Here is a 23743-nt window from a genome sequence, read left to right as displayed (position 1 = left end):
TCCTCCTTCTTCCATGTAAAAGTCTAGCATAGAAAAGAAAACAATGCTTACATGTAAAGGCTTTAAACTCCTTTTTTGTATAATCGCACCATTTCATACAGGAGCATTATGACATGAGTCATGCCGTTAAAATCGTTCTTTTTTACATTACCATGTTTCTCTCGTTGGGGTTGTTTTGGTTTTGGATGGCAAAGCCCTCCAATGATTTGATCACCTTACCTGATGATGTAAAGTTACAATGTCTCTCTTACGCCCCTTTTGGGAAAGATGACTCACCGTTTGATATCGCTAAAGGATTTCGACCTTCTAAAGAGCAGATGGAAGGGGATTTGGCAAAACTTTCGACTTTGACCAACTGTATTCGTACCTATTCGAGTGTTGGGCTTGAGGCACTTCCTGAAATCGCGCGCAAACATGGGCTGAAATTATGGCTAGGTGCTTGGATCAGTAATGATGCAAAAATGACGCAAAAAGAGATTGATACTGTTATTGCTTTAGCCAAAGAGTATCGAGAAAGTGTTGAAACTGTTGTGGTGGGGAATGAAGCGCTTTTACGCCGTGATGTGAGTGCTTCTCAGTTGGTAGGGTATATTGAACAAGTCAAACGTGCTTTGCCTGATATGAAGGTAACGTATGCTGATGTTTGGGAGTTTTGGAATAAACATCCTGAAATTGCTCCCTCAGTGGATCGTGTGACAATTCATATTTTGCCTTATTGGGAAGATCAGCCCATTAGCGTGGATAAAGCCCTTTTACATGTAAAAAATATTTATGATGAAATGACACAGAAAATTAATGATAAAGAGATTGTCATTGGGGAAACAGGGTGGCCAAGTGAGGGGCGAATGCGAGAAGGTGCGTATCCAAGTGCGCTCAATCAAGCTATTTTCACACGTGGTTTTGTCAAAATGGCAGAAGAGAATGGTTGGAAGTACAACTTTATCGAAGCGTTTGACCAGCCGTGGAAGCGTTTGAGTGAGGGAGCCGTTGGCGGATATTGGGGACTTTTTGATGCTAACCGTATGGATAAGCATATTTTGCATGGATTTGTCTCTAATTTTCCCAATGCCCTTTGGCTGTTTTTAGGAAGTTTTATGTTGTCTCTTGTCGGATTGATTTGGCTGTGGGGACTGCCTACATGTAGCTGTAAAAAAGCACCCATATGGTTTATTTCTTTGTTTGGTGGAGCTGTCGCACTTGCGTGGCAAGCCAATATGTATTGGATTGTTTCTCGCAATACCTTAGAGTACGCATGGGCGATTGTTTGTTTAAGTGTTGCCTTTATCTTGTGGCTTAAAGTGGTGCAATATGTGATGACCGATGAGATTTCAATGCGTGGTTCAATGATGCGATGTATGCAAGTGATAACATTGAGTGCCCCCAAAGGAGAAACCTTTTGGGAAGATGTGTTGCATTTATTGAGCGTTAGCATTGTGTTGATTATGGCACTCTCTTTAGCCTTTGATGGACGTTATCTTAATTTTGAGTTGGGTGTGTTAGCGATTATTGCCATGAGTTATGCGCTCTCCTATATGAGTACGGAGCGTTTGGCGCTCAATGGGATGATGGAAAAAATGAGTGGATTGAGCTTATTTGTGTGTGCGCTGGTGGTGCTACAACAAGAGAGCGCTCGTAATGGATTTGCTTTGAATTGGGTGGTTTTAGTTGTTGTGTTTGGATCTACGTTGTGGCTATCTCGTGCCAAATTGTGTGGCATTACGAAAAGTTTTTTAGTGCTGATTGCGAGTGCTATTGTATTTGTGCTTATCAAAGAGGGCATTTATGTTAAAGAGTCGCTGGTGAGTGTGTGTGCCACAGAGCCTTTGTTGCCCATATGTCAATTCAGAGCTATCTTAGGGAAGGTGATTTATCTCAATTATAGCGGTATCGCAGGGAGTGTGATTGCCTTTTTTGCGGTGCTTTCAGGAAGCTATATCTTAGGAATGATTGCGATGGTTATCGGGCTTTTTTGTTTATTGACCTTCAATGGCTTTTTAGGCGCTATTATTCTAACGCTTGGATGGTGGGTTGTTGGGTATCGTTTAAATGAGAGCTGTAAGCTTTAATGGTGCCCTTTAGGTTTTTTAGCTAAAATAGATGAATTTTTCATAATAGAATAGGACGAAAAGATGGATGTTAGAGCTGAGTTTTTAAAGTTTTTTGAACAAAAAGGTCATAAGGTCATTGAGAGTTCACCACTGGTTCCTGATGATGCGACGTTACTGTTTACCAATGCGGGAATGGTTCCTTTTAAGAGTGTTTTTACAGGTGAAGTGCCCAGACCTAACCCTCCACGTGCAACGACATGTCAGACATGTATTCGTGCGGGTGGTAAGCATAATGATTTAGATAACGTCGGTTATACCGCACGTCATCATACTTTTTTTGAGATGTTGGGTAACTTTTCTTTTGGAGATTATTTTAAAGAGGATGCGATTTCTCATGCGTGGGAATTTGTGACTGAAGTGTTAAAACTGCCTAAAGAGAAGCTTTGGGTAACGGTGCATGAGAGCGATGATGAGGCGGAGGAGATATGGATAAAGCATATTGATGCCTCTCGTATCATGCGTTTTGGGGATAAAGACAATTTTTGGCAAATGGGCGATACTGGTCCTTGTGGTCCTTGTAGTGAGATTTTTATTGACCAAGGAGCGGAGAATTTTAATACGCCAGAAGATTACATGGGTGGCGATGGGGATCGTTTTTTAGAGATTTGGAATCTCGTGTTTATGCAGTATGAACGTGATAAAGAGGGAAATTTACATCCCCTTCCTAAGCCTTCGATTGATACAGGTATGGGATTGGAGCGTGTGACCGCAGTGCAAGAGGGTGTTTTTAGTAACTACGATTCATCGTTGTTTATCCCTTTGACGAGTAAAGTAGCAGAACTATGCGGTAAAGCTTATGCGTATAAAACAGGAGCCAGTTACCGAGTTATTGCTGATCATATTCGCTCTGTTGCGTTTTTAGTGGCACAAGGAGTCAGCTTTGGTCGTGTGGGACGTGGTTATGTTTTACGACGTATTTTACGCCGTGCTGTACGTCATGGTTATCTCTTAGGACTTCGTGAGCCTTTTATGTACAAACTCTTAGATACGTTATGTGATCTTATGGGCAAACAATACCCTTATTTGGTCGCTAAAAAAGAGGGTGTGGCGGAGCAGATTAAAAACGAAGAGGAGAGCTTTTTTACAACGATTGCTTCAGGGCTAGAGTTATTTGAAAAAGAGCTACCCAATACCAAAGCGATGTTTAGCGGGGAAGTGGCATTTAAACTTTACGATACTTATGGTTTTCCACTCGATTTAACGGCGGATATGCTCAGAGAAAAAGGTTTAAGTGTCAATGAAGCGGAGTTTGAAGCATTAATGGCAGAACAAAAAGCACGTTCAAAAGCCTCATGGAAAGGCAGTGGCGATAAAGCAACGCATGGCGAGTTTAAACCGCTTTTAGAGAAATTTGGTTTAAATACCTTTGTAGGCTATACGCAAAAAGAGGTTAAAACAAAGGTTTTAGCCCTTTTGGATGAAAATTTTAAAGAGGTCGAGAGCTTAGACGAAAACGGCTGGGTCATGTTTGAAAAAACGCCATTTTATGCGATGAGTGGTGGTCAATGTGGTGATGAAGGAAGTATTGAAGGGTATGGTAAAGTGCTCGATACCAAGAAGTTTTTTGATTTAAATCTCTCCTTGGTAGAGCTTGAAAAACCTTTACATGTAAACGATGAGGTAGCACTTGTTGTGGATCTTTCTCGTTTAGAAATTGAAAAGCATCACAGTGCAACACACTTATTGCATAGTGCTTTGCGAACCATTTTAGGTGATCATGTTGCCCAAGCGGGTAGTTTGGTAGAAAAAGAGCGTTTGCGTTTTGACTTCTCCCATCCAAAAGCCTTGAGTCATGAAGAGCTTTCAAATATTGAAGCTTTTGTGAATCGCATCATTGCAAGTGGTGTTGCGGGTGAGACAAAACTGATGAATATTGAAGAGGCAAAAAAAAGCGGAGCTATGGCGCTTTTTGGTGAAAAATATGGCTCTGAAGTGCGTGTGGTGAGTTTTGGCGATGCGAGTATTGAGCTGTGCGGTGGAACGCATGTGGAAAATGTGGCGAACATTGGAAGCTTTTTCATTTTAAAAGAGAGTGGTGTCAGCGCAGGAGTTCGTCGTATTGAAGCGATTTGTGGAGGGGCTGCTTTAGCGTATGCACAAGCATTACGCACGGAGATGGAAGCGATTAAAGAGAGTGTGAAACACAAAGAACCGTTGATTGGTATTAACCGTCTTAAAGAAGAGATTAAGAGCTTAAAAACAGAAGTAGAGTCGCTTAATGCTCAAGCAGGTAAAGCCGTTGAATCTTTACATGTAAACGGTGTAGAGTTGATTGTGGATGTTTTAGGTGCGGGGGATATTAAAGCACGGATTGATGATTTGAAAAATGAGAAAGAGTCTGTGGCGGTGTTATTATTGCAAGTTAAAGAGGATAAAGTGCTTATTGCCGCAGGTGTTAAAAATGCACCAATTAAAGCGGGAGCATGGATTAAAGAGATTGCCCCTATCGTTGGTGGTGGTGGTGGTGGAAGGGATGATTTCGCACAAGCTGGAGGTAAGGATGCCTCTAGGGTTGAAGAGGCGAAAAATGCTGCATTGGCATACGCCAAATCCCTTTTGTAAGGCTTGAGGATGCGAGATTTTTTTATTGAAAGTTTTAGTGATTACAGCAGGATTATTATCTTTTTACATGTTATCAGTGCAGCGCTACTGATTGGGAGCATGTTTACAGTACGTTTTGTGATTCATCCTATTCAAAAAGAGATCTCTGATATGAAAATACGGTTTGAAAATTGCATGAAGATGGTAGAACGTTACATGCTTTTTTCACTTCCGATGATGTTTTTTATTATCGCTACATCTGTTTTTATGCATATAGGGCTTGGCTTTCGAGGGGGAAATCCTTTAACGAATGTGATGGTGCATACCAAAGAGGCATTGTGGACGTTTATTGCGTTTAATATGCTTTACATGTATTTAAAATACCGAAGAGCCCAAAAGGGAATGGTAGAAGAGAATTATATAGAAGTGGAAGAAAATGTTGTGTTGATTGTGCGTTATTTGATTCCTTTAAACCTTCTTTTAGCCGCCATTTCAGGCTATTTCGGTGTTATTTTACGAGGGTTTTAATGATGCAACAAATCGTTTTAGGCTCATCTTCACAAACGAGAGCGGAAATTTTAAGGGCGCATAGTATTCCTTTTATTCAAAGGGAGTGTGGATTTGATGAAGAGCAGTTAAGCCTTCAAAATCCCGCACACTTTGTGTATCATGCGACCAAGGGTAAAATGCAAAGCTATCTTGCTTCTTATGCACTCGATAGAGCTGTTTTATGTGCCGATACGGTCGTCACCGCTCATGGAGAAATTCTTCGAAAAGCCAAAGATGTAGAGGATGCAAGACGCATTTTGGAGCGTCAAAGTGGAAGTCGTGTGAGCATCTTAACGTGTATGATGTATAAGTCCGCCAAATGCGAGATGATGGATTTAAGTGCGACACACTACCGTTTTAAACCTTTTGATAAAGCTTCTCTTGAAGCCTATTTACAAGGGGATGAATGGAAAGGCAAAGCAGGAGCGTGTATGGTGGAAGGGTTTTGTAAATCTTACATTGAAGAAGTGGTGGGACTTGAGAGTACAGCCATGGGGCTTAGCATTGAGAAGCTCATTCCTTTTTTATCTTAATGTATGATGTATCACAATGAATTAGCCGCTATTGCTAAATCAAATCGCACACGTACACGAAGGCTCTTCGATGAGACGTTGATTGATTTTTGCTCCAATGATTATTTGGGTTTTGCGCAGAAAAAAGCACTCTTCAATCGAGCCGTCACGCAAGTTTCCATGTATAAAACCCATGCCTCCAAAGCGTCTATGGTGGTCAATGGCTATCATCCTATCCATGAAGAGTTTGAATCCTTTTTAACACGTACCAACGGTTTTGAAGCAGGTTTGGTCTGTGGGAGTGGTTTTTTAGCGAATTTTTCGTTGATTGAAGCTTTGCCTAGAAAACGAGATGTGTTAATTTTAGATGAAGAGTACCATGCCAGTGGCATAGTTGCTGCGAAACGGGTAGATGCAACACTGCTTTTCTTTCGCCACAACGATGCCACTCATCTTGAACATCTTATCAATACCCATACACACAATCGTGTGATTATTGCTGTTGAGGGTATTTACTCGATGAGTGGGGATGTGCTAAATCCTGAAATTTTTGAGGTAGCCGATCGCTACAATGCCATTTTAATTGTTGATGAAGCACACAGTGTAGGGGTTTTGGGTGAAAATCTTCGGGGTGTATTTGATCACTTTGGAATCACTCCCAAGCCTAATCATATCAAAATGGGCACGTTAGGAAAGGCCTTAGGCAGTTATGGAGCGTATATTTTATGTTCTGAACATATCGCCTCTTTTTTACAAAATCGTGCAAAAGCATTGATTTATACCACTGCACCTTCTTTATTTGATATTGCCTTAGGGTATCAGGGATTTTTATACCTTTTGAAAAATAGAGCAAAAATTAAAGCGGAGATAGAGCAACGTCAAGCACTTCTTGCCCGTGCGTTGGGCATGAGCATTGAAGGGCTTATTTGTGCCTATCCACTTAAAGAGGGCGTGGATGCTTTAGGGGTACAACGTTTATTGATGGAGCAGGGATTTTTAGTGGGGGCTATTCGTCCGCCTACGGTTGAGAAGCCTATTTTAAGGATTATTCCTCAGTTGGGTGAATCCTTAGAATCCCTAGAATCTTTGTGTGATGTGTTGAAAAAGGGTGATGTTTGAGCTTTACATGTAAAAGCCTGAAACTTGAGAGTCACGAGAAAGTATTAGTTGATATCTCTTTTTCGTTTCAGCATACTTTTGCCTTTATTGGGGAGAGTGGGAGTGGTAAGAGTTTGACCCTCAAAGCACTCTTAGGGATGTTACCAAAAGAGCTCACACTGCATTTGGAGTATGATGCTTCCTATACCCTTGAAAGAGGAAAGAGTGTGGCATTGGTTCCTCAAAATCCCTTTACCGCACTCTCTCCCTTAACCAAAATAGGGCAGCAGTTTATGCAAGAAAAAGATGTCAGTGTTGCTTATTTGGAGATGGTTGGTTTAGAAGCTTCGTTTTTAGAGCGGTTTCCTTCTGAGCTTAGTGGTGGACAGTTACAGCGGTTGATTATCGCTATGGCATTAAGTTTGAAACCACGTTTGTTGTTATTGGATGAGCCGACTACGGCGCTGGATGAAGGAAGTAAAGGGGTGATTCTCTCGTTGATTCAAAGCTTACAGAGATCATTGGGATTTGATCTTTTATTTGTGACGCATGATATTGCAACGGTGGAAGATCTCTGTGATGAGGTAGGGATTATTCAGCAAGGGAAAATAGTTGAGCAAGGAAAAACAAAAGAGATTTTAGTGGCTCCAAAAGAGGCTTATACGAAGCAGCTTTTAAGCTCAGGATTTAGACAAAGGAGTTTTAGAACGTGAGATATATAGTAACAATTTTTTCAATGATTATTTTTGCCGTAGTGTTAGCGGTACTCTTTTTATATGCACAAGTACGTTTTGATGCTAATAAAATTATTGATTATAAGCCAAAGATTACGACGCAGATTTATGATAGAAATGGCGAATTAATGGCAAATCTTTTTGAAGAAGAACATCGTTTATATGTGCCTTATGATGAGATTCCTGCTCGTGTGATTGAAGCTTTGGTCGCGACGGAGGACACCTCTTTTTTTGAACATGGGGGGATTAATATTGAAGCGATTTTTCGAGCCATTATCAAAGATATTCAAGCGATGAAATTGGTTGAAGGGGCAAGTACGATTACGCAACAGCTCATTAAAAATACGGTTTTAACACGTCAAAAAACCTTGTCACGAAAGATTAATGAGGCTGTCTTGGCATACACGGTTGAAGCAGAGCTTAGTAAAGAAGAGATTTTAGAGCGTTACTTCAATCATGTCTATTTTGGGCATGGCTACTATGGGATTAAGACCGCAGCCCTTGGTTATTTTAAAAAGCCTTTGGATAGGCTGACATTAAAAGAGATTGCGATGCTCGTAGGGCTTCCCAAAGCACCTAGTTCGTATGACCCAACCCGTCATATGGATTTATCACTGGGCAGAGCCAATCAAGTCTTAAATCGTATGCATTCGATTGGATGGATTAGTGAGGGTGAATATACCAAAGCAATGATGGAACACCCTGTTGTTTACGATGAAACTCTCACTCGCAATCGTGCACCGTATGTGGTGGATGAAGTTATTAAAACGCTTTTACCCGAGTATGAAGATATTAAGCGTGGAGGGTATCAGATTTATACGAGCGTGGATTTGAAACTTCAACAGCTTGCGCAAGAATCACTCAAAGTGGGTTATGAGGGGATGATCTCTCGTGCGGGGAAAAAGACAGATACGTCAGAACTCAATGGCGCAATCGTGGTCGTTGAAAATAACTCAGGTAATATTTTGGCTTTGGTTGGGGGATTGGATTATGCAAAAAGCAGTTTCAACCGAGCGACCCAAAGCAAACGCCAACCAGGTTCTAGTTTTAAGCCTTTTTTATATCAAAAGGCGTTAGATTGGGGGTACTCTCCTTTAAGTGAGATTCCAGATATTTCACGAACGTATGTGAACAGCGAAACAGATGAGACATGGACACCTCGAAACTATGAAAATAATTTTGAGGGATTGATTACCCTCAAAGAAGCGTTAGTACATTCTCGCAACCTCGCAACCATCAATCTTCTCTCGTTATTGGGATTGGATAGTGTTTATAAAGAGTTTGTGAAAGATGGTTTTAAAAATCTCTCTATGGATCTTTCTATTGCTCTAGGAACCTTTGGCATTTCGCCTTTAGAATTTAGTTCTTTTTATTCGATGTTCCCTAATTATGGGGTAAAGGTAGAGCCTTTATTGGTGAAAAAAGTGGTCAATCGTTACGGGGAAGAGCGAGTCTATGAGTCCAAAAACACAGAGATAACTTCTCCAAAGCAGAGTTTTTTGATGCTGGATATGCTCAAAGAGGTGGTCAATCGAGGAACTGGACGTAACGCACAAGTAGCAGGGATTGAAATTGCTGGAAAGACAGGAACAACCAATAACAATGTCGATGCATGGTTTTGTGGTTTTTCTCCTGATATTGAAGTTTTAACATGGTACGGGAATGATAATAATACGCCGATGCAACGCAGTGAAACAGGTGGACGTGCGGCAGCTCCTGCGTTTAAACATTTTATGAGTAAATACCTTGAATTACATCCTGAAACAACCCGTAAGTTTAGTATGCCAGAAGGGGTCAGTGCTCGAAAAATAGATGGTGTTATGGAGTATTTTACCGATGTCTCTCCTCTGCCAAAATCGAGCAATAAAGAGCTTAAAGAAGAGGGCGGTTTGATTTTCTAAGGGTTACATGTAATGATAAAAAGTGTGAAAAAAGAAGAAGAAGCAAAGGGGAATTTATCCCCTTTGTAAGATTAGCATGAGAACATGGTTTTAAATTCAAATGCCGTAGGTCTTGCCTCATCTGGCCAGACTTGTGTTTCAAATTTGTAGTGTTGGTAGGTATCGATAAACTCTTTAGACATCACAGGGTTAAGATACTCATTGTCACGAATCAAAGCTTCAAGAGAACCTCTGAGTGTATGAGGCATTTGGTTAATCCCTTTCTCTCTGATTTCATCAAGTGTCAATTCAAATAAATCCTCATCCATTGGACCAATAGGCTCTGTTTTGGTGTTGATACCATCAATACCCGCTAAAAGCATGGCTGAGAAGGCAAGGTATGGGCACGCTGTTGAGTCTGGGAAGCGCATCTCCACACGGACTGATTTTTCACCTGCACCGTAAGGAATACGACATGAAGCTGAGCGATTTTGCATAGAGTACGTTAGAATGGAAGGTGCTTCAAATCCTGGAATTAAACGCTTATAAGAGTTGGTTGATGGGTTTGTAAATGCCGCAACACTACGTGCATGTTTTAAAATACCACCGATGTACCAACGTGCCATATCGCTGAGGTTTGCGTATTCACCTGCTTTGTAAAACAAGTTTTTGCCATCTTTCCAGATAGATTGGTGAACGTGCATACCGCTACCATTGTCCCCGTAAAGTGGTTTTGGCATAAAGGTTGCTGTTTTGCCGTTGAGGTGGGCAACCATTTTAACCACATATTTGTATTTTTGTACATTATCTGCTGCTTCGATAAGAGTTCCAAACTTCACACCGATTTCGCCTTGACCTTGTGCGACTTCATGGTGAACCACGAAAACCTCAAGACCAATTTGTTTTAACACCTGTACCATTTCTGCACGTAAATCGACCATAGAGTCAATAGGTGGCACTGGGAAATAGCCTCCCTTTGTTCCTGGGCGGTGACCTGTGTTGTAACCATCTTTGTACTCTTTCGCACTGTTCCAGCCACCCTCTTCAGAATCCACTTCATAGTAAGAACAGTTGATGTCATCTCTGATTTTGACATCGTCAAACACAAAAAATTCATTTTCAGGTCCAAAGTAAGCTACATCACCTAAGCCCGTTGTTGCTAAATGTTGTAATGTTTTTTTGGCGATACTACGTGGACATTTTTCATACAATTCACCTTTGTAAATGTCATAGACATCACAAAAAACAACAATGGTAGGATCTGCTGTAAAAGGGTCTAGGAACGCTGTTTCTGCTTCAGGTTTGAGGAGCATGTCAGATTTGTTAATCGGTTGCCAATGTTCGATGGATGAGCCATCAAAAGGGATACCGCTGTGGAAAGAGTCTGGATTGACCGCTTCAATGGTGTAGGTAACATGATGCCATGTTCCTTTCATATCGGTAAAACGAAAATCAACAAACTCAACCTCATTATCGGTACAATATTTGAAAAATTCTTCAACACTGTTCACGAACTTACCCATGTGTTACTCCTGCAATTTTAAATTTCAGTAATTTTATCAGATACAACTGAAAATAACGAGGGGCACTCTGCTTAAAAATTAATCAGTTGGCGCTCTCTTTCTTCAAACGTTGCACATGTTGTATACCCGTAGTGATGTGCTAACGTGCGTAATTTATCATGGCAATAGCCAATTTGTTCAGGTGTATGGGCATCTGAGCCAAACGTAATTGGGATATCATGTTCTGCCATTAATTCCATCAGTGGATGACTAGGATACTGTTCTTGAATGGGTTTTCTAAGTCCCGCAGCATTGAGTTCGATGACCATATCGGCTTTCTTTATAGCCTTAATAGCTTCTTTAGCAATGCATCGTACATCTTTTTTAGGCAAAAATTTAAACACTTTGATTAAGTCTATGTGCCCAACAATATCAAAAAGATGACTCTCTGCCATAGTCTTAATGGCTGCAAAATACTCTTCCCAAATGGCATCAATATTTTTATTTTGATAGCCTCCAATAAACTCTGGATTATCAAATCCCCACTTGCCTAAAAAATGAACAGATCCAATGCGATAATCAACCTTACGAGCCAGTACGCTCTCATCAAGATATCCCTCTAAAAAATCAATTTCATAGGCGAGTAAAATGCGAATGGAATCACGGTATTTCATCTTTACATGTAAAACCTCTTTTTCGTACGTCTCCATCTCATCAAAACGCATACGATACGCTTCATCAAAGTGCATAGGTGCATGGTCTGAAAACCCAAAAATATCTATTTTTTGTTCAATAGCTTTTTGTACATACGTTTCAATGCTACCGGTGGCATGATTGCAAAGAGGGGTGTGATTGTGCAAATCAACGATCATGTGTGTTGCCTTCTTTTTCAGGGTTTTAAAGTTAAATTATATATAAAGTTCACTATAATAAATCATAATTCTTTTTAGGAGAAAGCTGATGACGCAAGAAGAACTTGATGCTTTAATGGCAGGTGAGTTAGATGATATGCAAGATGATGCCCCTGCTACGTTAACGATGGATGAGAGTGATACATTTGAAGAGACTCCTTTGGTGGACAGCGATGCGCTTGATGATGAAAAAGAGAGAGCTACCCATCAGCTCATGCAGGAATACCGTCCCTCTTCAACGATGAGTTGGCCACCGCCACCGCCGACAGATGATCACAAAATGGTGCATCAACTAGACGATGTTACTAAAGATTCTGAGTTAAAAGCAACCCAAGTCTTTGATAAACTTGAAACGATGAACAACTTTATGATGAGTGTGGAAGATCGTGCAAAAGAAGTCAGTAAGCAAGTGAATTCCAATATTGCATTGTTTGAAACATTGGTTGCAAAATTTCCTAAAATTGAACAGTTTCAAAAAGCGTTAGATGATAATCGTACGATGCATGAAAGTGTGGAAGAAATTTTAATGCATGCGCAAATGGCGGAAGATGAAGTTATGATGACGATGGATATGATGCAATATCAAGATATTCACCGCCAAAAAATTGAACGGGTTATTAATGTTATGCGAGCATTGTCAAAATACATGAATGCCTTGTTTGAAGGCAAACAAGATGATGAAAAACGAGTGGGTTCTGCGGTTCACATTCATGGAGACACCTCCACAGAAGATGTTGTGACCAGTGAAGATATTGAGGCATTGATTGCTAGTTTAGGAAAGAAATAGTTGAAAGATATTGAGCTTCTCTCCCCTGCGGGAAATTTTGAAAAATTAAAAATCGCACTGGCGTATGGTGCGGATGCTGTCTATGCGGGGGTGAGTCACTTCTCCCTTCGGATTCGTTCAGGCAAAGAGTTTACCTATGAAAGTTTTGAAGAAGCGATAAAATACACGCATGAAAGAGGCAAGCATTTGCATGCTACCATCAATGGCTTTCCTTTCAATGCGCAGATTCCTCTTTTGGAAAAACATATTGAGCGTGTGGCGGCGATGAATCCTGATGCCTTTATTGTGGCAGCTCCTGGTGTGATAAAGCTTGCACGTAAAATTGCCCCGCATATTCCCATTCATCTCTCCACACAAGCGAATGTTCTTAATTATTTGGATGCTGAAGTGTATGCGGATATGGGTGTGAAACGCATTATCGCCGCACGAGAAGTGAGTCTAAAAGATTTAGAACAGATTAAAAAACATTTACCGCATTTAGAGTTGGAAGTATTTGTGCATGGTTCTATGTGTTTTGCGTATAGTGGACGGTGTTTAATCAGTTCCGTTCAAAGCGGACGGGTTTCCAACCGAGGAAGCTGTGCGAATGACTGTCGTTTCCCTTACACACTCTATGCCCATAACGAGGAGAGTGGAACGCTCTTTAGAATAGAGGAGAGCGAAGAGGGTACGCACATCATGAATGCGAAAGACCTCAATCTTAGTGCGCATGTCAAAGAAATTTTAGACTCAGGCGTGATTGATTCGTTAAAAATTGAAGGACGCACAAAAAGCCCTTATTATGTTGGGATTACGACTAAAACGTATCGCCAAGCCATTGAAGATTATTTTGCCAACCAATTTGTGGCAGAAAAATATATGAAAGAGCTTGATTCAACGAAAAACAGAGGCTTTAGCGATGGGTACCTTGTCAATCGTCCTTATGAAAAAAATGATACGCAAAACCTCGCCCATTCCATTAGCGAAGGAACGCATCAAGTCGTGGCACAGGTGAGTGAAGATGGTACAAATTGTCTTTGTAAAGATGTTTTAAAGTTACATGTAAGCTATGAATTAGTGATGCCATCTTCTGCTGTGGGCGTGTGCGTAGATAATGAAATCGGTACGATTTTTGAAGAGCATGGAGCGTGGAAGATTCTTTTTAAAAAGCTTCAAACGGCAAACGGTAAACAGTTCGATGAGATTCATAGTGGCAATATTCATGCCATTATGCTACCAATTCCTGTGGCGGGATTTAGTTTTTTACGATTACAGTTAAAGGATCAAGAATGAAATTTGTTTCTATTTTAATGGGAAGTAAGAGTGATTATAGTGTCATGGAAGAGTGTGCAAAAACCCTAGAGAAATTTGGTGTTTTGCATGAACTTGTGGTCTCTTCTGCCCATCGAAGTCCAGAGCGAACCCATCAGTATGTTAAAAATGCAGAAGCCAAAGGGGCAAAAGTCTTTATTTGTGCCGCAGGAATGGCCGCCCATCTAGCAGGAGTGGTTGCTTCTTTAACAACGAAGCCTGTGATTGGTGTTCCCATGAAAGGGGGCGTTATGGAAGGTCTGGATGCGCTTTTAAGTACTGTTCAGATGCCAGGGGGTATGCCTGTGGCTACGGTTGCTATTGGCTCCGCAGGTGCGGTGAATAGTGCTTATTTAGCGATGCAAATTTTGGCCATTGATGATGAAGAGTTAGCGGCAAAACTGAAAGAAGATCGTATTTTAAAAGCCAAAAAAGTTGAAACGGATTCAATGGGGATTGAAAGTATTATCTAAAAGGAGCGGAAATGAACAGTTGGATGAAAATTGAAGAGTTTTGTACTTTGGTAAATTTAGACGTTGCAGCTGTTCATGCCTTGATAGATGAAGGAAAATTGGTCGCAAAAGAGGACGAAGAGGGTTCGTATTTTGTTGAAGTCAGTCGGAGTGCACAAGCGCTGATTCCTGCAACCAAGGGGGTTGTTTTGGATGAAGCCTATGAGGGTGGCTCTGTATCCATGAGTTCTGAATTTGTTGAAAAAACGCTCGGGGCAATTTTGAGTTTGCATGAAAAAGTTTTGGATGCAAAAGAGGAGACTTTAGAGACCTTAAAAGGTGAAAACCGTTTTTTAAAAGAGGCTCTTTTTTCGATGCAGGAACTTTACGACGAAGATCGTAAAACCATTGAAACTTTAACCAAACAGATTGAAATCTTGCAAGATGAGCTTGAATTTACCAAGCGAAAATATAAAATGATGTGGAATAAAGCAGTGGAGAGTTATACGCCATCTGCAAAATAATCTTTACATGTAAAAAGGAAAGAGTGTGTTAACGTTTAGTCAAATGCTTTTAAATCTCCAAACATTTTGGCAAGAGCAAGGGTGTACCATTGTTCAACCTTACGATATGCCTGCAGGGGCTGGAACCTTTCATAACGCAACGTTTTTACGAAGCCTCAGTTCAAAGCCATGGGCAACGGCGTATGTTGCTCCCAGCCGTAGACCTACTGATGGACGCTATGGTGAAAACCCTAACCGATTGGGCAGTTACTACCAGTTTCAAGTGCTCATTAAACCCAGTCCTGATAACATTCAAGAGCTTTATCTTAAGAGCCTTGAGATGTTGGGTCTTGATATTAAAAAACATGATATTCGTTTTGTAGAAGACAACTGGGAATCACCAACGCTGGGTGCATGGGGACTTGGTTGGGAAGTGTGGCTCGATGGTATGGAAGTAACTCAATTTACCTATTTTCAGCAGGTAGGAGGCATTCCTTGCAGTCCTGTATCGGTTGAAATTACCTATGGGGTTGAACGCCTTGCGATGTATTTGCAAGAAAAAGAGTCGGTGTTTGATTTGGTCTGGAATGAGAACCCATTTGGCGTGATCACCTATGGGGATGTTCACAAACAAAGCGAGTATGAATTTAGCCGTTATAACTTCGAAGTGGCTGATGTGGCAATGCTTTTTGCGCAATTTGAAAATGCGAGTCTTGAGTGCAAACGTTGTTTAGATGAAAACATTCCTCTTCCTGCGTATGATTATTGTCTTATGGCATCACACACTTTCAATGTCTTAGATGCGAGAAAAGCGATTTCGGTGACACAACGTCAAAATTATATTTTAAAAATTAGAGAACTTGCCAAAGGGTGTGCCTTAAAGTATAAGGAAATAGTCGGCTAATGCGCTTAGGTGACATTTATGATTATTTAGACGCCCTTAGTCCTTTTTCCACGCAGGCTTCGTGGGATAACAGTGGTCTTTTGATAGGCAGTAGGGATGATGTGATTGAGCGTATCTATTTGAGTCTTGATAGTGATACGTCACTCTTAGAAGAGGTTGTGGAAAATTCACTGATTATTACCCATCATCCTTTGATTTTTAGTGGATTAAAACAGCTTGATTTTAATAGATATCCCTCATCGTTAATTCAAACAATGGTTCAGAAAAAAATTGCTTTAATTGCGATGCATACCAATTTCGACCTCTCCCATCTCAATCCGTATGTTGCCTCTTTATTGGGATTTAAACTGCTTAGATGTGAGGGTTTTGTTTGTTATTATGAGGTGAATCAACCTTTTGAAGAGTTTGTTTTACATGTAAAGAGTGTTTTTCAGCTGGAGCATGTACGCATTGTACAGGCAAAAGAGTGGATAAAAACGTGTGCGATAACCACAGGTTCAGGGGGCGATTTGATACGAATGATAGAGGCTGATTGCTTTTTGAGTGGTGATTTTAAATACCACCAAGCATTAGAAGCAAAGGAAAATAAGCTCTCATTAATTGACATTGGGCATTTTGAGTCTGAGCGCTATTTCCCAGAGTGTTTGGCGCTTCATTTGAAAAATTTCCCATTACAAGCTATAATGTCAAATTCGAAAAATCCGTTTCAGTATACATAGAGGACACAAAAGAGATGAATAAGTATTTAGAACAGTTAATTGAGCTTTCCAAGTTAGACAAAGAGATTGATGATTTTGCACCACGCATTGCCAAAATTGAGAAGATGTTAAAACTCTCTTTAGAAAAAGAGAAAGAGTTTAAACTTCAAGCAGAGGCGTTGACGACAGACATCGCTGAAGCTAAGTTAAAGAAAGGCAAAAATGAGGCTCATTTGGCTGAACTTTCTGCTAAGCTTAAAGATATTGCTAAAAAGAGTGCGTTGGTCAAAACTGCAAAAGAGGTTAAAGCGCTTCAACTTGAAGAGGAAATTTCTAAAGAGCAGTGTGATTTTGCCAATGATGAAATTGGTCGTTTAGAAAAAATTATTGAGTTAAAACAATCGAATATTACACTTTTAGAAGAAAAAATTGCTGAAGCACAAAAAGAGTCTGAGAGTATTAAAGCATCCATTGATACGCAGATTCAAGAGATTGAAGAAGAGCGAAGAAGTGTTTATCAGGCAAAAGAAGAGTTATTGTCTCAAATGAGTCAAAAGATTTTGACATTTTATGAAAAAATCCGTAAATGGGCAGGAAATTCAACCGTTGTTCCTGTCAAAAAACAGGCATGTTATGGCTGTTTTATGCGTATCAATGATAAAACCTATGCAGGTGTTATGAAACAAGATGATATCGTAACATGTCCGCATTGTGGACGTATTTTGTACAAAGAGATAGAGGAAGCAAAGGCGTAAGCTTGAGCTTTTTTTACTATTTTTTGGCAACGCTACTCTATATTTTAGCGTTGCCTTTGTTGCTCTACCTTCGGTTAAAACCTAAATACCAGCACTCTATTCCCGCTCGTTTTTTTTTGAAATATACACCTCCTTTTCAAGGTGAAAAGGGCATTTGGTTTCATGCATGTTCTTTTGGAGAAGTACGTTCTTTAAGCCCATTTATTCATCAAGTGCGTAACCCTGAAGCGGTGCGTATTAGTGTGATTACACACACAGGCTTTGAAGAAGCTCAAAAATATTCACATGCTCAAGTGCGTTATTTACCTTTTGAGATTTTCCTCCCTTTTTGGGTAAAAAATCAAAAAACGTTGATTGTGATGGAAGCAGAACTGTGGCCAATGCTCTTTTGCGTTGCAAAGGCTAAGGGGATGAAAACGGTTTTATTGAATGCCCGTATTTCAGATAGATCGTATGCGTCTTATCAGCGATTTTCGTGGATTTATCGTTGGATATTTAGCTATGTAGATGTTGTTTTAGCGCAAAGCGATGTGGATGCAAAACGTTTGGTTTCTTTGGGTGCGAAAGAGGTTCATGTCGCTGGGAATATTAAAACCTTTCAAGACTATCGACCTACGAAGGTGTATCGTAAAATGGATGCAAGACGTGTGGTGATTTTGGCGAGTACGCACGAAGGTGAAGAGGAATTGATTTTATCTCGTATTACACTTCAACCTCATGACCAACTGATTGTTGTGCCAAGGCATCCTGAGCGATTTGAAAAAGTTGATCTCTTGTTACGGGAGTATGTCTCTCGTAAAGAGAAGTCTTATGCAAAATTTTCTGAGGATGAAACCTTAGAAAAAGATATCCTTTTATGCGATAAAATGGGTGAGCTGATTAATCTTTACGCCATCGCAGATGTGGTTATTTTAGGAGGCTCTTTTATCAATGGTATTGGGGGACATAATCCGTTAGAGCCTGCTTATTTTGGTGTTAGACTTATCAGTGGTGAATTTATTTTTAATCAAAAAGTATTATTTGAAGCGGTTAAAAATGCCTTTACATGTAATGCAGAGAATTTAGCAAATGTTTTTGAGCATGTGGAGAGCTATCCCAAAAGTGCGATTGCTCATCGAGGTGATATCAGACCTCTTTTGGATAAATTATTAGGAAATGAAGATGGAAAAAGCGTATAAATTATTGGCATTGCAAGAGGGAATTTCAAACCGTGCGGCTAAAGAGTTAATTGATAGAGGTGTCGTCTATGCGGCAGGTAAAAAAGTGAGTGTTGCCAGAGGCGAGTTAAGTCCTAGTACAAAATTTAAAATCGAAAAAATAGCACCGATTAAAGTTCTTTTTGAAGATGAGTACATTATGGCGGTGGATAAACCTGCGTTTATAACCTCTGAAGAGGTGGCTGAAATTAAGAAGTTACCGTTATTGCACCGTTTAGATAGAGAAACTAGCGGCGTGTTATTGCTCACCAAAGATGATGAATTTCGTCAAAAAGCGGTGAATGCTTTTAAAAAACGTGAGGTACATAAAGAGTACATTGCTATTGTTGAGGGAAAAGTGGTTGAGGCTACGGAAGTCAATGCGCCTATTTTAACGATTAAAAAAGGCAATACGGCTTATAGTAAAATTAGTCCTGATGGCAAAGAAGCGATTAGTTATATAGAGCCTTTGATGATTGAGGGGAAACGCTCTAAAATAAAGGTAACGATTGAAACAGGACGAACACATCAGATAAGAGTGCATCTTAAAAGTATTGGTGCTTCTATCTTAGGTGATACAGAATACGGCGGAAGACCGCATAAACGTTTAATGCTCCATGCGTCTAAGATTATACTTTTAGGGTATATTTTTCAGAGTAAAGAACCTGAAGATTTCATTAAATTTAGTGTATAAGCCTTTTGAAGAAAAATTGCTTGCAATAGCTATTTTATCGCTATTTTAAAGCAGTTTTTTTCTGTGCAACAGTGTGTGTATTTTAAGGTTTTATTTAGTTTAAAGTATTGTTTAGATAAACTTCCACCCATTAAAAAAATATCATGAATAGATTTTGAAAGAAGGATAGTCCGTGTTTGAGGTTTTAACTGACTCATTTCGAAGTGCCATTAATAAAATTCGTTTCAGTGATGATGAAAAATCATTAAAGAGTGCTTTAGAAAATCTCAAAAAAGCATTATTGAAAGCAGATGTTCACCATAAAATTGTTCGTGATTTATTGCGTGAAGTTGAAATTGAAACCAAAGCAAAAGGGATTGGTCAAGCGAACTTTTTACGTGCGTTGAAAACCAATTTGACACAGATTTTGACCGTTTCAGGACGTCAAGGCTTTGTTTTTGCTTCCAAGCCTCCAACCACCGTTTTGATGGTAGGTCTTCAAGGAAGTGGTAAAACAACGACAACGGTTAAATTAGCCAATTATTTAAAATTAAAACAGAAGAAAGTACTGGTCGTTGCTTGTGATTTACAGCGTTTAGCAGCGGTTGAACAGCTCAAACAGTTGTGTGGTGCCAATGAGATTGACCTCTATTTTGAAGATGAGAGTGCCAATCCCATCGCCATTGCAAAAAATGCGATGCAAAAAGCCCGTGCGGGACTTTATGATGTCGTTCTTGTTGATACAGCAGGTCGTTTAGCGATTGATACGGAGTTGATGGAACAGCTTGAGGCCATCAAAAAAGAGGTCTTGCCTGATGAGATTTTTTATGTAGCAGATTCGATGACAGGACAAGATGCCGTACGCAGTGCTGTAACATTCCATGAAAAAATTACACTGAGTGGTGTTATTTTAAGTAAATTTGATGGCGATGGCAAAGGTGGTGTTGCCCTAGGAATTGCTGAGCAAACCAATGTACCACTTCGTTTTATTGGTGTGGGTGAAAAGGTAGCGGATTTAGAGCATTTTATTCCTGAACGTATTGTTAGCCGTTTAATGGGCGAGGGTGACCTTGAAACTTTGGCGGAAAAAACAAGTGCGATTATTGATGAAAAACAAGCGAAAGCGATGAGCCAAAAAATCAAAAAAGGTCAGTTCAATTTCAATGACTTTTTAGATCAGATGGAACAGATGAAAAAGCTTGGAAGTATGAAGTCTTTGATTGGGATGATTCCAGGGCTCTCTTCTGTGGCAGGGAAACTTCAAGATGTGGATATGGAAAACTCTGTGGAGATGAAGCGAATCAAAGCGATGATAGGCTCTATGACGAAAAGAGAGAGAGAAGATCCAGAACTTCTCAATAACAGCCGTAAACGAAGAATTGCTGAGGGCTCAGGCTTATCACAAGTCGAAGTAAATCGTTTTTTAAAACAATTTGGAAATGCTGCAAAAATGGCGAAGAAATTCTCAGGTAAAAAGGGAATGCAGGATTTGCAAAATATGTTAGCCCAAAATAAACACGCACACCTTCGTTAAGGTGTGACGGTTTATATCTGCATGTAATCTTTACATGTAAATCTAAGCCGTACAAACAAAATTTTAAGGAGACCATAAAAATGGCAACAGTTGTTAGATTAACACGAATGGGAAGAAATAAAGCACCGTTTTACAGAATTGTCGTAACAGACAGTAGAAAAAAGCGTGATGGTGGTTCAATTGAGACGATTGGTTATTATAACCCACTTAGCAACCCTCAAACAATCAAAGTAGATGAAGAGAGACTTGCTTACTGGAAAAGTGTTGGCGCAAAGCTGAGTGACAGGGTTGCAAAAATCACTGGTAAATAGTCATGATTGAGAAATTTCTCGAAGAATTTGCCAAACTTTTGGTGGATAATCCAGCAGGTGTTAGGGTTGAGCGAAGTGATATTGATGGAACATTTTGTGAAGTTGTCATTTATGCCGATAAAATTGACACAGGTAAATTGATTGGCAAAGATGGGAAAATGATCAATTCGCTAAAAACACTTATTTCTGGATGTAAAGCCAAAGATGGGATATCGTATCGTGTGACTGTTAAAGCCAACGATGAATAAGCAATCAACACTCATTGAAGTCGCTAAAGTTGGGCGACTTGTGGGTTTAAAAGGTGAGTTAAAACTGCATCTTCAGTGTGATTTTCCTGAACAATTTAAAAAGGGAAAAACGTTTACGACAGACAAAGGTGAAGTGCTCGAAATTTTTTCTTACAATCCTGAACGAGGACTTATCTCCTTTGTAGGATTTCAGGAGAGAGAAAAAGCAGCAAAACTTGTCAATACGACTCTTTTTACTTCCAAAGAAGATTCCCTTCAAGAGTGCGCTCTTAAAGAGGGTGAATTTTTTTGGTTTGAGATGATAGGGGCAAAAGTCATTGATGAGGGCAACCTTTGTTTGGGTATTGTGGATGAAATTGAACGGATTGCGGGGATAGATTATCTGGTGATTCGTACCGATGCAGATTTGGTTCAAAAAGGATTGGTAAAATTATTTTATCTGCCCTATATTGAACGGTATATTCTCTCCTTTGAAACCCTTTCAAAAGAGGTTTATGTTAAGGATGGTTTGGGCATTTTGGAGAACTCTTAATGCAGTTTTCGTATGTCACACTGTTTGAGGGGCTTATCGCCTCTTATTTTGAAGACTCGATTTTAAAGCGTGCCATTGCCAAAGAGCTTTTACATGTAACATTTTTTAATCCAAGGGATTACACAAAAAATAAACATGGTAAGGTAGATGATTATCAAGCCAGTGGTGGAGCGGGATTGGTTTTATTCCCTCAGCCTTTGTTTGATCTTTTAAGGTGTATTAAAAAACAATCGCCTCAAGCGTACATTGTTTTTCCAACACCTTCGGGTAAGCTGTTTACACAAAACGATGCAAAGCGATTAGCGATGAAAGAGCATATCGTTTTTGTAAGTGGACGTTATGAGGGTATTGATGAACGTGTGATTGAGACGTTTGCCGATGAGCTTTTTTGCATTGGGGATTATGTCTTAACAGGAGGCGAACTTCCTAGCCTTGTCATGAGTGATGCGATTAGTCGTAACATCAAAGGGGTTTTAGGAAATGAGGATTCTTTGAGTGTGGAGAGTTTTGAAACTCCTTTATTAGAGGCACCGTGTTTTTCAAAACCGTCTCTTTATGAAGGAAAACCTGTTCCCTCAGAGTTTTTAAAGGGAAATCACGCTAAAATCACGAGCTTAAAAAATAAAATGTCTGAATCTAAGACAAAATATTTCAGACCAGATCTGTTTTCTCGCTTTAGCGTGAAGCATTAGAATGATAAAAAAGGATAATAGATGAGAAATAAATATATCGAAGCTTTTGAAGCAGGACAGATTTCTGCGAAGAATGTTCCTGATTTTAGAGCAGGTGACACAGTAAGAGTTGCTGTAAAAATTGTTGAAGGCGATAAACAACGTATTCAAAATTTTGAGGGCGTATGTATTGCTAGACGTGGTTCTGGTACTGGTGAGACGTTTATGGTCAGAAAAATCGGCGCAAACAGTGTTGGCGTTGAGAGAATTTTCCCAATTTACTCAGACAGTATTGATGAAATTGTTGTAGTAAGACGTGGTGTCGTAAGACGTTCAAAACTCTTCTATCTTAGAGACAGACGTGGTAAAGCCGCAAAAATTAAAGAACTTAGAAAATAATCTTTTTTTGGGGAGTAACATGAAAAGAGTGTTACTTCCTTCCTCCTTGTTTTTTCCTTCCTCAACTTCTTTAAAGAAACTTTTATGAAAACAACTAAACGGTGTTTAACCTGTATTTATGACCAAAGTAAACGAGCTTGTGAACTTTTACATGTCAGTGTTGATGAGGCACGTAGAATTGATAGTGTTGCCTTAGCGATGATTGAGCAGTATGATATGAATCAAACACCCCCTCACAATGCTGCCCCATTGTATGAAGCGATGGCAGAAATTTTAGGGGTAGAAGATTTGTATGGAACGTTTAAAAAAGAGTCCTCACAAAAAGCTAAAGCGTTTATCCCTTTATGTCAAGAGCACCTTAACACAGCAGAAGATATTTTTTGTGTTGCAACCAAAACAGCAGTCGCAGGAAATGTGATTGATTTAGCCGCCGTTATGCAGTATGATTTGGAAGAGGAGTTGGAAAAAATTTACCATACTTCTTTTGCGATTGATGATGTCAAAGCCTTAGAATCCAAACTCTCTCAAACCCAAACTTTGGTTTATTTAGCCGATAATGCAGGGGAAGAAATTTTCGATAAACTCTATATTGAGACGATTAAAAAACTTTATCCTACCATAGAGGTATACTATTTTGTGCGGGGTCGTCCGATTATTAATGATCTTACATGTAAAGATGCCTTAGCCTCAAAAATGGATGAAGTGGCTCACATTGTAGATAGTGGTGTTCCTACCCCTGGTTTGGCTTTGGATATGATGTGCGAAGAGGCACGTGAGGTTTTTTATAGGGCAGAGTGTATTATCGCTAAGGGGATGGGAAATTACGAGTGTTTGGGCGAAACAAAAGGCTTACCACTTTTCTTCCTCTTTAAAGTGAAATGTTCTGTGGTTGCAGATGCTGTGGGTGCAGATTTGGGAAGCATCGTTTGTAAGGCATCATGCTCCTAAAAGGTTT

At 39.8% G+C, this 23743-nt stretch carries 25 protein-coding genes; 23 read left to right on the top strand and 2 right to left on the bottom strand.

Annotated features, from left to right (window positions below):
* Positions 1-113: 113 nt before the first annotated feature.
* The 7 genes from SDEL_RS08400 (at position 114) to SDEL_RS08370 (ending at position 9443) form a co-directional block, all read left to right on the top strand.
* Entirely contained in the window at positions 114-2066 is a 1953-nt protein-coding gene (locus SDEL_RS08400) for a glycoside hydrolase family 17 protein (RefSeq protein WP_012857433.1), read from the top strand.
* 63 nt (positions 2067-2129) lie between these two features.
* Positions 2130-4670 carry an alanine--tRNA ligase gene (gene alaS / locus SDEL_RS08395; protein WP_012857432.1) on the top strand — a complete coding sequence of 847 codons (2541 nt, stop codon included), beginning with the start codon at positions 2130-2132 and terminating at the stop codon, positions 4668-4670.
* A 9-nt stretch (positions 4671-4679) separates the two neighbouring features.
* Positions 4680-5177 carry a hypothetical protein gene (locus tag SDEL_RS08390; protein WP_012857431.1) on the top strand — a complete coding sequence of 166 codons (498 nt, stop codon included), beginning with the start codon at positions 4680-4682 and terminating at the stop codon, positions 5175-5177.
* Positions 5177-5731, top strand: a complete 555-nt coding sequence (maf, locus tag SDEL_RS08385; protein WP_012857430.1) for a septum formation inhibitor Maf — start codon at positions 5177-5179, stop codon at positions 5729-5731. Before SDEL_RS08390 ends, maf begins: the two co-directional genes overlap by 1 nt.
* A gap of 6 nt (positions 5732-5737) precedes the next feature.
* The gene (locus tag SDEL_RS08380) at positions 5738-6829 is read left to right on the top strand and encodes an aminotransferase class I/II-fold pyridoxal phosphate-dependent enzyme (protein WP_223295814.1); all 1092 of its coding nucleotides are present in this window, start codon (positions 5738-5740) and stop codon (positions 6827-6829) included.
* Complete coding sequence (locus SDEL_RS08375; protein ID WP_012857428.1) at positions 6826-7521, top strand: ATP-binding cassette domain-containing protein; 696 nt, start codon at positions 6826-6828, stop codon at positions 7519-7521. The genes SDEL_RS08380 and SDEL_RS08375 overlap by 4 nt, the downstream gene beginning before the upstream one ends.
* Positions 7518-9443, top strand: a complete 1926-nt coding sequence (locus SDEL_RS08370; RefSeq protein ID WP_012857427.1) for a penicillin-binding protein 1A — start codon at positions 7518-7520, stop codon at positions 9441-9443. The genes SDEL_RS08375 and SDEL_RS08370 overlap by 4 nt, the downstream gene beginning before the upstream one ends.
* Before the next feature lie 71 nt (positions 9444-9514).
* Here SDEL_RS08370 and glnA read toward each other — a convergent pair whose 3' ends face one another.
* Together glnA and SDEL_RS08360 are read right to left on the bottom strand one after the other, a co-directional pair.
* A complete protein-coding gene (gene glnA / locus SDEL_RS08365; protein WP_012857426.1) occupies positions 9515-10945 on the bottom strand; it encodes a type I glutamate--ammonia ligase in 1431 nt (476 codons plus the stop codon).
* 71 nt (positions 10946-11016) lie between these two features.
* Positions 11017-11796 (bottom strand): histidinol-phosphatase, encoded by a 780-nt coding sequence (locus SDEL_RS08360; protein WP_012857425.1) that lies wholly within the window; start codon positions 11794-11796, stop codon positions 11017-11019.
* Positions 11797-11884: 88 nt separating this feature from the next.
* On the opposite strand from SDEL_RS08360, the gene SDEL_RS08355 reads away from it, so the two are divergent.
* The 16 genes from SDEL_RS08355 (at position 11885) to SDEL_RS08280 (ending at position 23736) form a co-directional block, all read left to right on the top strand.
* Positions 11885-12622: a magnesium transporter CorA family protein gene (locus SDEL_RS08355; RefSeq protein ID WP_012857424.1), complete on the top strand. Its 738-nt coding sequence runs from the start codon at positions 11885-11887 to the stop codon at positions 12620-12622.
* Positions 12623-13894, top strand: a complete 1272-nt coding sequence (locus SDEL_RS08350) for a peptidase U32 family protein (RefSeq protein ID WP_012857423.1) — start codon at positions 12623-12625, stop codon at positions 13892-13894.
* Positions 13891-14385, top strand: coding sequence for a 5-(carboxyamino)imidazole ribonucleotide mutase (purE, locus tag SDEL_RS08345; protein ID WP_012857422.1), 495 nt, complete (start codon positions 13891-13893; stop codon positions 14383-14385). Before SDEL_RS08350 ends, purE begins: the two co-directional genes overlap by 4 nt.
* An 11-nt stretch (positions 14386-14396) precedes the next feature.
* Entirely contained in the window at positions 14397-14888 is a 492-nt protein-coding gene (locus SDEL_RS08340) for a DUF3972 domain-containing protein (RefSeq protein ID WP_012857421.1), read from the top strand.
* Positions 14889-14913: 25 nt separating this feature from the next.
* Positions 14914-15771: a glycine--tRNA ligase subunit alpha gene (gene glyQ, locus SDEL_RS08335; RefSeq protein ID WP_012857420.1), complete on the top strand. Its 858-nt coding sequence runs from the start codon at positions 14914-14916 to the stop codon at positions 15769-15771.
* Positions 15771-16490 (top strand): Nif3-like dinuclear metal center hexameric protein, encoded by a 720-nt coding sequence (locus tag SDEL_RS08330; protein WP_012857419.1) that lies wholly within the window; start codon positions 15771-15773, stop codon positions 16488-16490. The genes glyQ and SDEL_RS08330 overlap by 1 nt, the downstream gene beginning before the upstream one ends.
* 14 nt (positions 16491-16504) lie before the next feature.
* On the top strand, positions 16505-17224 hold the full coding sequence (locus SDEL_RS08325) for a zinc ribbon domain-containing protein (RefSeq protein ID WP_012857418.1): 720 nt from the start codon (positions 16505-16507) through the stop codon (positions 17222-17224).
* A 2-nt stretch (positions 17225-17226) separates the two neighbouring features.
* Complete coding sequence (gene waaA, locus SDEL_RS08320) at positions 17227-18402, top strand: lipid IV(A) 3-deoxy-D-manno-octulosonic acid transferase (RefSeq protein WP_012857417.1); 1176 nt, start codon at positions 17227-17229, stop codon at positions 18400-18402.
* The gene (locus tag SDEL_RS08315) at positions 18380-19114 is read left to right on the top strand and encodes an RluA family pseudouridine synthase (protein WP_041666358.1); all 735 of its coding nucleotides are present in this window, start codon (positions 18380-18382) and stop codon (positions 19112-19114) included. The genes waaA and SDEL_RS08315 overlap by 23 nt, the downstream gene beginning before the upstream one ends.
* 172 nt (positions 19115-19286) lie before the next feature.
* Positions 19287-20627 carry a signal recognition particle protein gene (gene ffh, locus SDEL_RS08310; protein WP_012857415.1) on the top strand — a complete coding sequence of 447 codons (1341 nt, stop codon included), beginning with the start codon at positions 19287-19289 and terminating at the stop codon, positions 20625-20627.
* Between the two features lie 80 nt (positions 20628-20707).
* Positions 20708-20938 carry a 30S ribosomal protein S16 gene (gene rpsP / locus SDEL_RS08305; RefSeq protein ID WP_012857414.1) on the top strand — a complete coding sequence of 77 codons (231 nt, stop codon included), beginning with the start codon at positions 20708-20710 and terminating at the stop codon, positions 20936-20938.
* Positions 20939-20940: 2 nt separating this feature from the next.
* On the top strand, positions 20941-21186 hold the full coding sequence (locus tag SDEL_RS08300; protein WP_012857413.1) for a KH domain-containing protein: 246 nt from the start codon (positions 20941-20943) through the stop codon (positions 21184-21186).
* Positions 21179-21718 (top strand): ribosome maturation factor RimM, encoded by a 540-nt coding sequence (gene rimM, locus SDEL_RS08295; RefSeq protein ID WP_012857412.1) that lies wholly within the window; start codon positions 21179-21181, stop codon positions 21716-21718. The genes SDEL_RS08300 and rimM overlap by 8 nt, the downstream gene beginning before the upstream one ends.
* A complete protein-coding gene (gene trmD / locus SDEL_RS08290; protein WP_012857411.1) occupies positions 21718-22410 on the top strand; it encodes a tRNA (guanosine(37)-N1)-methyltransferase TrmD in 693 nt (230 codons plus the stop codon). Before rimM ends, trmD begins: the two co-directional genes overlap by 1 nt.
* A 21-nt stretch (positions 22411-22431) precedes the next feature.
* Positions 22432-22788, top strand: a complete 357-nt coding sequence (gene rplS, locus SDEL_RS08285) for a 50S ribosomal protein L19 (protein ID WP_012857410.1) — start codon at positions 22432-22434, stop codon at positions 22786-22788.
* An 84-nt stretch (positions 22789-22872) separates the two neighbouring features.
* A complete protein-coding gene (locus SDEL_RS08280) occupies positions 22873-23736 on the top strand; it encodes a damage-control phosphatase ARMT1 family protein (protein WP_012857409.1) in 864 nt (287 codons plus the stop codon).
* Positions 23737-23743 lie beyond the last annotated feature (7 nt).

It is taken from the genome of Sulfurospirillum deleyianum DSM 6946 (genome assembly GCF_000024885.1).
Lineage (GTDB): Bacteria > Campylobacterota > Campylobacteria > Campylobacterales > Sulfurospirillaceae > Sulfurospirillum > Sulfurospirillum deleyianum.
The sequence above is the reverse complement of the archived record's forward strand: the minus strand, read 5'-3'. Positions and strand labels throughout refer to the sequence as shown.

Bases quoted from the DNA above. Each gene is read 5' to 3' on its own strand.
- SDEL_RS08315 (WP_041666358.1), top strand. From the start codon at position 18,380: ATGAAGATGGAAAAAGCGTATAAATTATTGGCATTGCAAGAGGGAATT.
- rplS (WP_012857410.1), top strand. From the start codon at position 22,432: ATGAGAAATAAATATATCGAAGCTTTTGAAGCAGGACAGATTTCTGCG.
- glnA (WP_012857426.1), bottom strand. From the start codon at position 10,945: ATGGGTAAGTTCGTGAACAGTGTTGAAGAATTTTTCAAATATTGTACC.
- purE (WP_012857422.1), top strand. From the start codon at position 13,891: ATGAAATTTGTTTCTATTTTAATGGGAAGTAAGAGTGATTATAGTGTC.
- SDEL_RS08325 (WP_012857418.1), top strand. From the start codon at position 16,505: ATGAATAAGTATTTAGAACAGTTAATTGAGCTTTCCAAGTTAGACAAA.
- SDEL_RS08380 (WP_223295814.1), top strand. From the start codon at position 5,738: ATGTATCACAATGAATTAGCCGCTATTGCTAAATCAAATCGCACACGT.
- rimM (WP_012857412.1), top strand. From the start codon at position 21,179: ATGAATAAGCAATCAACACTCATTGAAGTCGCTAAAGTTGGGCGACTT.
- trmD (WP_012857411.1), top strand. From the start codon at position 21,718: ATGCAGTTTTCGTATGTCACACTGTTTGAGGGGCTTATCGCCTCTTAT.
- SDEL_RS08330 (WP_012857419.1), top strand. From the start codon at position 15,771: ATGCGCTTAGGTGACATTTATGATTATTTAGACGCCCTTAGTCCTTTT.
- maf (WP_012857430.1), top strand. From the start codon at position 5,177: ATGATGCAACAAATCGTTTTAGGCTCATCTTCACAAACGAGAGCGGAA.
- SDEL_RS08355 (WP_012857424.1), top strand. From the start codon at position 11,885: ATGACGCAAGAAGAACTTGATGCTTTAATGGCAGGTGAGTTAGATGAT.
- SDEL_RS08340 (WP_012857421.1), top strand. From the start codon at position 14,397: ATGAACAGTTGGATGAAAATTGAAGAGTTTTGTACTTTGGTAAATTTA.
- SDEL_RS08360 (WP_012857425.1), bottom strand. From the start codon at position 11,796: ATGATCGTTGATTTGCACAATCACACCCCTCTTTGCAATCATGCCACC.
- SDEL_RS08390 (WP_012857431.1), top strand. From the start codon at position 4,680: ATGCGAGATTTTTTTATTGAAAGTTTTAGTGATTACAGCAGGATTATT.
- SDEL_RS08280 (WP_012857409.1), top strand. From the start codon at position 22,873: ATGAAAACAACTAAACGGTGTTTAACCTGTATTTATGACCAAAGTAAA.
- SDEL_RS08300 (WP_012857413.1), top strand. From the start codon at position 20,941: ATGATTGAGAAATTTCTCGAAGAATTTGCCAAACTTTTGGTGGATAAT.
- alaS (WP_012857432.1), top strand. From the start codon at position 2,130: ATGGATGTTAGAGCTGAGTTTTTAAAGTTTTTTGAACAAAAAGGTCAT.
- SDEL_RS08400 (WP_012857433.1), top strand. From the start codon at position 114: ATGAGTCATGCCGTTAAAATCGTTCTTTTTTACATTACCATGTTTCTC.
- rpsP (WP_012857414.1), top strand. From the start codon at position 20,708: ATGGCAACAGTTGTTAGATTAACACGAATGGGAAGAAATAAAGCACCG.